Below are 11,732 nucleotides of genomic sequence, written 5' to 3'. Positions count from 1 at the left end.
GCCGGAGGCTCCCTGCCGGTGGGTGCGTCGGTCAGTACTTCCGGGTCGGGAGCGCGGCCGCGGCCTGGTCCTGCATGAAGTCGCCCTCCTTGGTCTTGATCCAGCGCTCGACCGTCTCGCCGTCCTTGACCTTCTTCACGACGTCCATCAGCTGGGGGCCGAGGAGCGGGTTGCACTCGACGATGGCGTTGATCTTGCCCTCGGACATGGCCACGAAGCCGTCCTTCACGCCGTCGATGGAGACGATCAGGATGTCCTTGCCCGGCTTCTTGCCCGCCGCCTCGATGGACTGGATGGCGCCGATGGCCATGTCGTCGTTGTGCGCGAAGAGCACGTTGATGTCCGGGTTGGACTGCAGGAAGGCCGCCATGACCTGCTTGCCGCCGGCGCGGGTGAAGTCACCGGTCTGGCTGACGACGACCTTCCAGTCGGAGGCGTGGTCGGCGTCCATGACCTCCTTGAAGCCCTTGGCGCGCTCGATCGCCGGGGCGGCGCCGGTGGTGCCCTCCAGCTGCGCGATCTTCACGGCGCCCTTGAGGCCGGCCTTCGCGATGACCTTCTCCAGGATCTTCGCGGCGCGGCGGCCCTCGTCGGTGAAGTCGGAGCCGACCAGGGTGACGTAGAGGGACTCGTCGGAGGTCTCGACGGAGCGGTCGGTGAGGACCACCGGGATCTTCGCGGCCTTCGCCTCCTTGAGCACCGCGTCCCAGCCGGTGACGACCACCGGCGAGAAGGCGATGACGTCCACCTTCTGCGCGATGTAGCTGCGGATGGCGGAGATCTGGTTCTCCTGCTTCTGCTGGGCGTCGGAGAACTTGAGGCTGTACCCCGCTTCCTTCGCGGCCGCCTTCACCGAGTCGGTGTTGGCGCTGCGCCAGCCGCTCTCCGAGCCGACCTGGGAGAACCCGAGGCTGATCGCCTTGCCGCCGTCCCCGGAGGAGCTGGACGCGTTGTCGTCCTTCTTGGCGCAGGCGGTCAGGCCGCCCGCGGCCGCCACGCCGACCGCCGCGGTGAGGAAGTTCCTTCTGCTGAGCATGTTCTTCTCCTTTGAAGAGCCGGGCCGGGGATGGACCCGTTGACACTCGACAGCACCGGCCGCACTGCGTCCAGCCTGTCGATCATTGTTCGGAATGTCGGCCATGGTGGGGGGTGGGGCGACCTGTCGGTCCGTCAGAGAGGTACGCCTTCCGACTGGGCGGCGTACGGGAACGAGCTTGCACGGACGACGAGTTGGGGTTCGATCGCGGACCGGGACGCGGCCTGCGGGGGCCGGCCCTCGATCAGTTCCAGGAGCAGTGCGATGCCCCGCCTGCCCACCGTCGAGAAGTCCTGTCGGACGGTGGTGAGCGGAGGAGCGAAGAACTCCGACTCCGGGATGTCGTCGAAGCCGACCACCGCGACGTCCTGGGGGGTTCGGACCCCCGCCTCGCGCAGGGCGCGCAACACGCCCAGCGCCATCTGGTCGTTGGCGACAAAGACGGCGGTCAGCCCTCGGCCCACCCAGCCGGCCAGTTCCTGACCGGCCCGGTAGCCCGACAGCGGACTCCAGTCCCCCCGCAGCAGCATGGGCGGTTCGACCTCCGCCGCTTCGAGGGTCGCCCGCCAGCCGGCGGCCCGGTCGGCCGCCTCCTGCCAGTCCTCCGGCCCGGCGAGATGCCAGACCGTGCGGTGGCCGGCGGCCAGCAGGTGACCGGTGGCCAGCCGTGCCCCCAGGTGCTGGTCCACGCTGACGCTGGGGACGTCCACGCCCGGACCGCTGCCGACGACCACCACCGGGAAGGGATGGCGGAGTTCGGCCAGAGCCTCCACCGCCGAGCGCTGCGGGGCGATGGCGACCACGCCCTCCACCCCGCCCTCGCTGAGGTGGTCCAGGGCCTCGGACACCTTCTCCATGGTCAGTTCGCGCAGACTGACCGTCGAGACGAGATATCCCTCGGCGCGCGCCGCCTCTTCGAGTGCGAACAACGTACTGGCCGGCCCGTACAGGGTGGTGTCGGACGCGACCACACCCAGGGTCCGGGTGCGCCGAGTCGCCAGGGCTCGTGCGGAGGAGTTGCGACGGTATCCCATCTCCTCGATCGCTCGCAGCACCCTGGACCGGGTCTCGTCCCGCACGTTGGGGTGATCCCCCAGCACGCGGGACACCGTCTGGTGGGACACACCGGCCAGTCGTGCCACGTCAGCCATGGTGGGCGGTCGAAGCTGCGCGCGGGTCACGGCCGTACCTCCTTGGCGATCGTCTGCCGATAAGTCCGTTGCTGCGGGCGGCTGTTGACGTGCCGCGGCCGCCGGACGCCGAACTGGTGAATGCGGAGGTCATTGTGAGCGCTAACAATTCACGGCGGTCAAGAGGGTTGCGCCGGAACGGCGTCACGGTTGAATAACGCGCCCGACGGCGGGGGCGAACGGGACAGCCACCCCGACGCCGACCCCCGGCGACCCGGGCCGCCGGCGCCACCCGTCGCCCCGACCCCGGAAGCGCTGCCCCCGACACGCCCAACTCAGGCCCACCACAAGCAACTTGGCCAAATCAAGCCCCCGATTCACCAACCCCGGCAAGCTCAACTGCGCCTCCCACAGGAGAACTTGGCCGAATCGGATGCCCTACAACCCCTCCCCGGCGGGCCGTTCGGCCGGTCTCACGGAGGCGCTGAGGCAGCCCACACGGCAGCCGCCCACCCGACGCGGACCACGACCGATCCGCCCCGCTGGCATGCGACGAAAAACCGAGGGCAACTTGACCGAAACAGGGTGCTCAACTCGCCCACATCGGCGGCCCGTTCGACCGAACACACGGACGTGGTGGAGCGACTCACACAGCAGCCGCCCACCCGGGCCCGGACCAGGGCCGATCCGCCCGCGCGAGCGCGCTACGAGCGGCCGTGGGCAACTTGGCTGAATCGGGCGCTCAACACGCCGTCCACAGCTGGCCGTTCGGCCGAGGCGACAGACGTGGCGGCACGCCTCGCACGGGCAGCCGCCCACGCGGGCGCGGACCAAGGACGATCCGCCCGTGCGGGCGCGCTACGAGCGGCCGTGGGCAACCTGGCCGAATCCGGTGCTCAACACGCCGTCCACAGCGGACCGTTCGGCCGAGGCGACGGACGTGGCGGCACGCCTCGCACGGGCAGCCGCCGACGCGGGCGCGGACCAGGGCCGATCCGCCCGTGCGGGCGCGCTACGGGTGGCTGCGGGCAACTTGGCCGGATCGGGTGCTCAACACGCCGTCCGCGACGGGCCGTTCGGCCGGGGTGACGGAGGCGGTGTGGGCGGGTCGGACGGCAGATGCGCACCGCCCTTCGGGCGCCCTACGAGCACCACCAGAGGAACCGCGTGCATGTTTCCGACGGTGACGGCTCCGGGGAGCTTCCCGGTGTGGTGCCGGACGTCGGGGTGGGGTCGGGGTCCGACGGGGTCGTGGAGCCGGAGGAACCGGGGAGGGGGGCCGACTGGGCTTCCTTGTCCGGGGTCCGGGTCGCTTCGGTCCCGTCGTCCGGGGACGCGGAGGCCGAGGACGACGCCGACGGGGAGCCGGAGGGGTCGGGGGAGGGCGAGGCCGTGCCCGCGCCCGTGTCGGTCCTGTCGTCCAGGGGCTGCGCGGTCGCGCTCGGCTCCCCGGTCGAACCGTCGACCTCGGCCGACTCGCCGCCGGCCGCCGCCGGGTCCGGGGTGGAGGAGAACCCCGGCGCGTCCACGCCGAGTTCGGCCAGGCTCAGGCCGCCCGCCGCCAGGACGAAGCCGACGGTGACCAGGATCGTGCGCTTGCGGCGCCGCCGGTGTGCCGTGGCCTTGCGATCGCGACGGCTGGCGTCCGACGCGGCGGCCGTGCCCGCGGGGGCCCGCCGGCCGCCCCGGCCCTGCTCGCGGCGGCGCGCGGCGCGGCCCTGCGGCTCGGCGTCCGGGCTCTCACCCTCGACACCCTCGACGCCGTCGACACGCTCGGGCTCGGGCGTGGGCGCCGGTTCCTCCCACGTCCGCGCCGGTTCCCGGGGAGACGCGCGTAGCTGTTCGGCGGCTGTGCCGCACCCCGGGCAGGCGAGGGCGCCGTTGAGGTGCCTTCGGCACGGGTTGCAGTAGTCCATGACGCGGGAAGACTAAGTTCCCCGATGGTCACGTTCCTAGGTCCCACTGTGAAAGTTGTGTGGGAAATCGATCATACTGGTGTGGCGAGTTGATCAGTCCGTTGCCGAAAGACGGGCCGAACCTGTCGAAACCGTTACCTGTTCGACCCATTGACACCCAGCTCGCGCCATCCTTACTGTCTGCCCAGCATTTCGAACAAGTGACGAAATCTCGAACAGTCGAAGGGCAACTTCCGTGCGCATCACCGGAATCAGCACACACGTGGTCGGGACGCCCTGGCGCAACCTGACCTACGTCCTGGTGCACACCGACGAGGGCATCACGGGTGTCGGCGAGACCCGCATGCTGGGCCACACCGACGCGCTGATCGGCTACCTGAAGGAGGCCGAGGCCAACCATATTCTCGGCTCCGACCCGTTCGCTGTCGAGGACCTCACCCGCCGGATGAAGTACGGCGACTACGGGCGCGCCGGCGAGATCGTGATGTCCGGCATCGCCGTCGTCGAGATGGCCTGCTGGGACATCAAGGGCAAGGCCCTCGGCGTCCCGGTCTGGCAGCTGCTGGGCGGCAAGGTCACCGACAAGGTCAAGGCGTACGCCAACGGCTGGTACACCACCGAGCGGACCCCGGAGGCCTACCACAAGGCCGCCCAGGGGGTCATGGAGCGCGGCTACAAGGCGCTCAAGATCGACCCCTTCGGCACCGGCCAGTTCGAGCTGGACCACGAGCAGAGCCTGTACGCCGTCTCCCTCATCGAGGCCGTGCGCGACGCCATCGGGCCGGACGCCGAGCTGATGCTGGAGATGCACGGCCGGTTCTCGCCGGCCACCGCCATCCGGCTGGCCAAGGAGCTCGCGCCCTTCAAGCCCGCGTGGCTGGAGGAGCCGTGCCCGCCGGAGAACCTGAAGGCGCTGGAGAAGGTCGCGGCCAAGGTCGACATCCCGGTCGCCACCGGTGAGCGCATCCACGACCGCATCGAGTTCCGCGAGCTGTTCGAGAGCCAGGCCGTCGACATCATCCAGCCGGACGTCGGCCACATCGGCGGCATCTGGGAGACCAGGAAGCTCGCCGCGACCGCCGAGGCGCACTACGTGCTGGTCGCCCCGCACAACGTCGGCGGCCCGGTGCTGACCGCCGCCTCCCTCCAGGTCGGGTTCACCTCCCCGAACTTCAAGATCCTCGAGCACTTCAACGACTTCGCGGACGCGGAGATCAAGAAGGTCGTCAAGGGCGCGCCCGAGGTGATCGACGGCTACTTCCACCTCTCCGACAAGCCCGGTCTGGGCGTCGAGCTGGACGTGGACGCCGCCGCCGAGTTCCCGCAGCAGCAGGCCCGCTTCGACCTGTGGGCCGAGGGCTGGGAGCAGCGCAAGCCGAAGGGCGCCGAGAAGTGAGCACCGCAGTCGTCGTCGACGCGCCGGGCGAGCACCGGCTCGTGCCGCACGAGCCCCGGCGGCCCGAGCCCGGCGAGGCGCTCGTGCGGGTCCACGCGACCGGCATCTGCGGCAGCGACCGCGAGGTGTACCAGGGCAACCGGCCCGAGGGGTACGTCCGTTACCCGCTGACCCCCGGCCATGAGTGGTCCGGGACGGTCGAGGCGGTCGGCGCGGGGGTCCCCGCGTCCCTCGTCGGCCGCAAGGTGGTGGGCGAGGGCTTCCGCAACTGCCAGGTCTGCGACCGCTGCCACGCGGGCGAGACAACGTTGTGCACGGACGGGTACGAGGAGACCGGCTTCACCCAGCCGGGCGCCATGGCCGCCACCCTCACGCTGCCGGCCCGGCTGCTGCACGTGCTCGCGGACGACGCCGATCTCACCGCCGCCGCCCTGCTGGAGCCGGCCGCCTGCATCGCGGCCGCCGCGATCAAGGCGCGCGCGCTGCCGGGCGAGAAGGTGGCCGTGGTCGGCACCGGCACCCTGGGCATGTTCGCCGTCCAGTTCCTGAAGGCGGGCTCCCCGGCCGAGCTGCTGGTCGTCGGGACCCGCAACGACCGGGAGGGCCTGTCCCGCCGGTTCGGCGCCTCCGACTTCCGCACCCGGGACCAGGAGCTGCCGGACGACTTCGACGTCGTCATCGAGACCGCCGGCTCCGCGTCGGCCGCGCGCACGGCCGCCTCGCTGCTCAGGCGCGGCGGACGGCTGGTGCTGACGGGGATCCCCGCGGCGGGCGCCGACGGGCTGGACCCGACGGACCTGGTCGTGCGGCAGCTGGAGGTGCACACCGTCTTCGGCGCACCGCCGGACGCCTGGTCGCACACCGTGCGGGTGTTCGGGGCCGGGTTGCTGGATCCGCTGCCGCTCGTCACCCATGAGCTGCCGCTGGCGGAGTTCTCGGAGGCCATCGAGCTGGTGGGATCCGGCGATCCGAAGGTGGGCAAGGTACTGCTCCGCCCCTAGGAAAGGCCGGCCGAGCGCCGGCGAAACCCCCTGACCGTACGCCGGTACGGAGGCGACCTGACGGCTGCCGTACCGGCGTACACCCACATCCCGCACGCCTTGAGCCGCGAACCTCGTCCGAAATATCGAACACGAAGGACAGCTTGTGACGACCGACGCTTCCGCCCCGGGCGCCCGCCGACCCGGCGAGCAGGCGCTCACCGCGCTCGGCCTGGGCGCGCCCGCCCTCGACCCCGCCGACGCCTCCTCCCACTCCTTCCCGGACGGCGGCCGCTGGCGCACCGAGGTCCCTTCGTGCGAGGGCCCCGAGGCGCTGGCCGTCATCCTCAAGGAAGCCTCGCGGCTCGATGTGCCGATCCACCGGATCAGCCAGGGCAGCGGCGTGTGGATGCTCTCCGACGCCGAGATCACCGAGATGGTCGAGGCGACCGGCGAACGCGACATCGAGCTCTGCCTGTTCACCGGCCCGCGCGGCACCTGGGACATCGGCGGCTCCACCCGGACCGACTCGCGCGGCGCGGGCCTGCGGGCCCGCGGCCACGACGCGGTGGCCGGCTGTGTCGAAGACGCCGTCCGCGCAACGGAGTTGGGTGTCAAGTGCCTGCTCGTCGCCGACGAGGGCGTCCTGTGGACGCTGCACCGGGCCCGCCAGGCCGGCATCATCCCGGCCGACACGACGCTGAAGGTGTCGGCGCTCATTGGTCCCGTCAACCCGGCAGCATACGCGGTGTACGAGCGGCTCGGTGCAGATTCGGTCAACGTGCCCAGCGATCTGACGCTGGATCATCTCACCGAGATCCGGCGGGTGTCGGGCGCTCCCATGGACATGTACATCGAGGCTCCCGACGATCTCGGCGGCTACATCCGGATGTACGAGGTCGCCGAGTTGATCCGGCGCGGGGCGCCGCTGTATCTGAAGTTCGGCCTCTCCAAGGCCCCCGGAATCTACCCGTACGGTCACCATCTGCGCGATCTGACGCTCTCCACGGCCCGGGAACGGGTGCGGCGCGGACGGCTCGCACTGGACCTCCTGACACGGCATGGCGCGGACGGTCACATGGCTGCTCTAGGCTCACGTCTGCCGGGCGAACTGAACAGGTTCGACGCTCAGTCATAACGTTCCGGAAACCCCGCTTCACACAAGCCGACACAGGCGCGCAGAATCCCACACATATTCTTTTCGGTTTCTTCTCGGTCTTCCCGGCCACAACTCCGGGAGCACCAGCGCCTTCGGCACCGCGAGACCGATCCGTGCACACACATCAAGGATGATGACCATGCGTAACCGCAGAGCAGCACTCGCCGCCATAGCCGGAGCCGCTTCCCTCGCTCTGACCCTGACGGCCTGCGGACAGTCCGGCGACGGCGGCAGCGAGGACACCGGTGGCGACGCCAAGGGCGGGACGATCGGCATCGCGATGCCGACCAAGTCCTCGGAGCGCTGGATCACCGACGGCGCCAACGTCGAGAAGGACCTCAAGGCCAAGGGCTACAAGACCAAGCTGGTCTTCGGCGAGGACGACCCCGACCAGCAGGTCTCGCAGATCGAGAACCTGATCACGCAGGGCGTCAAGGCGCTGATCATCGCCGCCATCGACAACAAGTCCCTGAACAACGTGCTTCAGCAGGCCGCCGACGCCAAGATCCCGGTCATCTCCTACGACCGCCTGATCCTCGGCACGAAGAACGTCGACTACTACGCGTCCTTCGACAACGAGAAGGTCGGCCAGCTCCAGGCCACCTACCTCGTCGACAAGCTCGGACTGGCCGCCGGCAAGGGCCCGTTCAACATCGAGCTGTTCGCCGGGTCGAACGACGACAACAACACCAAGTACTTCTTCAACGGTGCGATGAGCGTGCTCAAGCCGTACATCGACAGCAAGAAGCTGGTGGTCAAGTCCGGCCAGACCGAGCTCACCAAGGTCACCACGCTGCGCTGGGACGGCGCCACCGCCCAGAGGCGCATGGAGGACATCCTCACCTCCACGTACAAGACCGGCCGGGTCGACGCGGTCCTCTCGCCCTACGACGGCATCACCATCGGCATCCTCGCCGCGCTGAAGTCGGACGCCTACGGCACCAAGGCCAAGCCGCTGCCGGTCATCTCCGGCCAGGACGCCGAGCTGGCCTCGGTGAAGTCGATCATCGCCGGCGAGCAGTCCATGACCGTCTACAAGGACCTGCGCAAGCTCGCCCAGGTCGCCACGGACATGGTCGACGCCTCGCTCACGGGCAAGAAGCCCGAGATCAACGACACCAAGTCGTACGACAACGGCACCAAGGTCGTCCCCGCCTACCTGCTGCAGCCGGTCAGCGTCGACAAGGCGAACTACCAGAAGGAGCTCGTCGACGGCGGCTACTACACGGCTGACCAGCTCAAGTAAGCGTAGAACCTTAAGGATTGGAAGGCACGACCATGGCGGGACCCGTCCTGGAAATGCGCTCGATCGTCAAGACCTTTCCCGGCGTAAAAGCGCTGTCGGACGTCTCACTGACCGTCCGTCAGGGCGAGGTCCACGCCATCTGCGGTGAGAACGGCGCCGGGAAGTCCACCTTGATGAAGGTGCTCTCCGGCGTCCATCCGCACGGCAGCTACGAGGGTGACATCCTCTTCGAGGGAGAGGTCTGCTCCTTCAAGGACATCCGGGCGAGCGAGCAGCACGGCATCGTCATCATCCACCAGGAACTGGCGCTGTCGCCCTACCTCTCCCTCGCGGAGAACATCTTCCTCGGCAACGAACACGCCAAGGGCGGGTTCATCGACTGGAGGAAGACCCTCGGGCACGCCACGGAACTGCTGCGCCGGGTCGGTCTGAGCGACCACCCGGAGACCCGCGTCGCCGACATCGGCGTGGGCAAGCAGCAGCTCGTGGAGATCGCGAAGGCGCTGTCGAAGAAGGTGAAGCTGCTCATCCTGGATGAGCCGACGGCGGCGCTGAACGACGAGGACAGCGACAAACTCCTCGATCTCATCCTGGAGTTGAAGAATCAGGGCATCACCTCGATCATCATCTCCCACAAGCTCAACGAGATCCGCAAGGTCGCGGACTCGGTGACGATCATTCGCGACGGGCACTCCATCGAGACGCTCGACGTGAAGTCGGCGGAGACGACCGAGGACCGGATCATCAGCGGCATGGTGGGCCGCGACCTCGACCACCGCTTCCCCGAGCGCACCCCGCACGAGCCCGAGAAGGGCACGGCTCCGGCCCTGGAGATCCGCGGCTGGACCGTGCACCACCCGATCGACCAGCAGCGCAAGGTCGTCGACGACGTGTCCATCCAGGTGCGTCGCGGGGAGATCGTCGGCATCGCCGGCCTGATGGGCGCCGGCCGCACCGAACTGGCGATGAGCGTCTTCGGGCGCTCCTACGGCCGGTACGCGGGCGGCACGGTCCTCAAGGACGGCAAGGAGATCCGGACGAAGTCCGTCGCGGAGGCGGTCGACAACGGCATCGCCTACGTCACGGAGGACCGCAAGCACTACGGCCTCAACCTCATCGACACGATCAACCGCAACATCTCACTCACCGCACTGAGCAAGGTGGCCAAGCGCGGCGTCGTCGACGAGCAGGAGGAGCGGCAGGTCTCCGAGGGCTTCCGCAAGTCCATGAACATCAAGGCTCCGACCGTGTTCGAGCGGGTCGGCAAGCTGTCCGGCGGCAACCAGCAGAAGGTCGTCCTCAGCAAGTGGATCTTCGCGGGTCCGGACGTGCTGATCCTGGACGAGCCCACGCGCGGCATCGACGTCGGCGCCAAGTACGAGATCTACACGGTCATCGACCAACTGGCCGCCCAGGGTAAAGCGGTGGTCTTCATCTCCTCCGAGCTGCCCGAACTGCTCGGTATGTGCGACCGCATCTACACCATGGCCGCCGGGCGGCTCACGGGCGAGTTCCCGCGTGCCGAGGCCACGCAGGAAGTGCTGATGCGTCAGATGACGAAGGACAAAGAGGTAACCCGATGAGCACCGATGTGACCGACAAGAGCCCGGCCGCGGCGCCGCCCGGCAAGAGCGGCGGGTCGGCCTCCGGCGGCGGACTGCTCCAGGTGGTGCTGGACGGCCTGCGCCGCAACATGCGCCAGTACGGCATGCTGATCGCCCTCGGTCTGATCGTGCTCCTGTTCCAGGTGTGGACCGACGGCGACCTGCTGCTGCCGCGCAACGTCTCCAACCTGGTGCTGCAGAACAGCTACATCCTGATCCTCGCGATCGGCATGATGCTGGTGATCATCGCGGGTCACATCGACCTGTCGGTCGGCTCGCTCACGGCGTTCACCGGCGCCTTCGCCGCCGTGCTGACGGTGGAGCACGACATCGCGTGGCCGCTCGCGCTGCTGCTGTGCCTGGTCGTCGGCGCGGTGGCCGGCGCGGCCCAGGGCTTCCTGATCGCCTACCTCGGCATACCCTCCTTCATCGTCACCCTCGCGGGCATGCTGATCTTCCGCGGTCTGACGGAGATGCTGCTGAAGGGTCAGACCCTCGGCCCGTTCCCGGACGGCCTGCAGAAGATGGGCAACGGCTTCCTGCCGGAGGTCGGCCCGGACACGAACTACCACAACCTGACGCTGCTGCTCGGCTTCACGCTGATCGCCTTCGCGGTCATCCAGGAGGTCCGTGACCGTAAGCGGCAGCAGGAGTTCGCCCTCGACGTGGCTCCCACGAACCTCTTCCTGCTCAAGCTCGTCGCCATCGTCGCCGCGATCCTCACGGTCACGATGCTGCTCGCCAGCTACAAGGGCGCGCCGATCATCCTGATCGTCCTGGCCGTGCTGGTGGTCGGCTACGGCTACGTCATGCGCAACGCGGTCTTCGGCCGTCACATCTACGCGATCGGCGGCAACCTGCCGGCCGCGAAGCTGTCCGGTGTGAAGGACAAGAAGGTCACCTTCCTGATCTTCCTGAACATGGGCGTGCTCGCGGCCCTGGCGGGTCTCGTGGTCGCCGCGCGGCTGAACGCGGCGTCCCCGAAGGCGGGCCTCAGCTTCGAACTCGAGGCGATCGCCTCGTCGTTCATCGGTGGAGCGTCCATGAGCGGCGGTGTCGGCACCGTCCTCGGCGCGATCATCGGCGGTCTCGTCCTCGGCGTGCTGAACAACGGCATGAACCTCCTCAGCGTCGGCACCGACTGGCAGCAGGTCATCAAGGGCCTCGCCCTGCTGGCCGCGGTCGGGTTCGACGTCTGGAACAAGCGCAAGTCCGGTTCCTGAACCGGAGCGGGCCCCGCCGGAAGGCGGGGCCCGCTTTTTCTG

At 69.0% G+C, this 11,732-nt stretch carries 9 protein-coding genes; 6 read left to right on the top strand and 3 right to left on the bottom strand.

Features of this window, described 5'->3' with window-relative positions; translation table 11 throughout:
- Window positions 1-31: 31 nt before the first annotated feature.
- The 3 genes from ACWCPF_RS06290 to ACWCPF_RS06280 all read right to left on the bottom strand — a co-directional run bounded on the left by ACWCPF_RS06290 (window position 32) and on the right by ACWCPF_RS06280 (window position 4,082).
- The gene (locus tag ACWCPF_RS06290; RefSeq protein ID WP_451043777.1) at window positions 32-1,036 is read right to left on the bottom strand and encodes an ABC transporter substrate-binding protein; all 1,005 of its coding nucleotides are present in this window, start codon (window positions 1,034-1,036) and stop codon (window positions 32-34) included.
- 134 nt (window positions 1,037-1,170) lie between these two features.
- Window positions 1,171-2,217 (bottom strand): LacI family DNA-binding transcriptional regulator, encoded by a 1,047-nt coding sequence (locus ACWCPF_RS06285; RefSeq protein WP_451043776.1) that lies wholly within the window; start codon window positions 2,215-2,217, stop codon window positions 1,171-1,173.
- 1,091 nt (window positions 2,218-3,308) lie between these two features.
- Window positions 3,309-4,082: an SCO2400 family protein gene (locus ACWCPF_RS06280; RefSeq protein WP_451043775.1), complete on the bottom strand. Its 774-nt coding sequence runs from the start codon at window positions 4,080-4,082 to the stop codon at window positions 3,309-3,311.
- A gap of 235 nt (window positions 4,083-4,317) precedes the next feature.
- Between ACWCPF_RS06280 and ACWCPF_RS06275 the strand changes: the two genes are divergently transcribed.
- The 6 genes from ACWCPF_RS06275 to mmsB all read left to right on the top strand — a co-directional run bounded on the left by ACWCPF_RS06275 (window position 4,318) and on the right by mmsB (window position 11,690).
- Window positions 4,318-5,478 (top strand): mandelate racemase/muconate lactonizing enzyme family protein, encoded by a 1,161-nt coding sequence (locus ACWCPF_RS06275; RefSeq protein WP_451043774.1) that lies wholly within the window; start codon window positions 4,318-4,320, stop codon window positions 5,476-5,478.
- Window positions 5,475-6,479 carry a zinc-dependent alcohol dehydrogenase gene (locus tag ACWCPF_RS06270; RefSeq protein ID WP_451043773.1) on the top strand — a complete coding sequence of 335 codons (1,005 nt, stop codon included), beginning with the start codon at window positions 5,475-5,477 and terminating at the stop codon, window positions 6,477-6,479. The genes ACWCPF_RS06275 and ACWCPF_RS06270 overlap by 4 nt, the downstream gene beginning before the upstream one ends.
- 145 nt (window positions 6,480-6,624) lie before the next feature.
- Window positions 6,625-7,596: a hypothetical protein gene (locus ACWCPF_RS06265; RefSeq protein ID WP_451043772.1), complete on the top strand. Its 972-nt coding sequence runs from the start codon at window positions 6,625-6,627 to the stop codon at window positions 7,594-7,596.
- A 160-nt stretch (window positions 7,597-7,756) separates the two neighbouring features.
- Complete coding sequence (gene chvE / locus ACWCPF_RS06260) at window positions 7,757-8,863, top strand: multiple monosaccharide ABC transporter substrate-binding protein (RefSeq protein WP_451043771.1); 1,107 nt, start codon at window positions 7,757-7,759, stop codon at window positions 8,861-8,863.
- 32 nt (window positions 8,864-8,895) lie between these two features.
- Window positions 8,896-10,446: a multiple monosaccharide ABC transporter ATP-binding protein gene (mmsA, locus tag ACWCPF_RS06255; RefSeq protein WP_451043770.1), complete on the top strand. Its 1,551-nt coding sequence runs from the start codon at window positions 8,896-8,898 to the stop codon at window positions 10,444-10,446.
- Window positions 10,443-11,690 carry a multiple monosaccharide ABC transporter permease gene (gene mmsB / locus ACWCPF_RS06250; protein WP_451043769.1) on the top strand — a complete coding sequence of 416 codons (1,248 nt, stop codon included), beginning with the start codon at window positions 10,443-10,445 and terminating at the stop codon, window positions 11,688-11,690. The genes mmsA and mmsB overlap by 4 nt, the downstream gene beginning before the upstream one ends.
- Window positions 11,691-11,732: the final 42 nt, after the last annotated feature.

Source organism: Streptomyces sp. NPDC001858 (assembly GCF_053594615.1).
The sequence above is the reverse complement of the archived record's forward strand: the minus strand, read 5'-3'. Positions and strand labels throughout refer to the sequence as shown.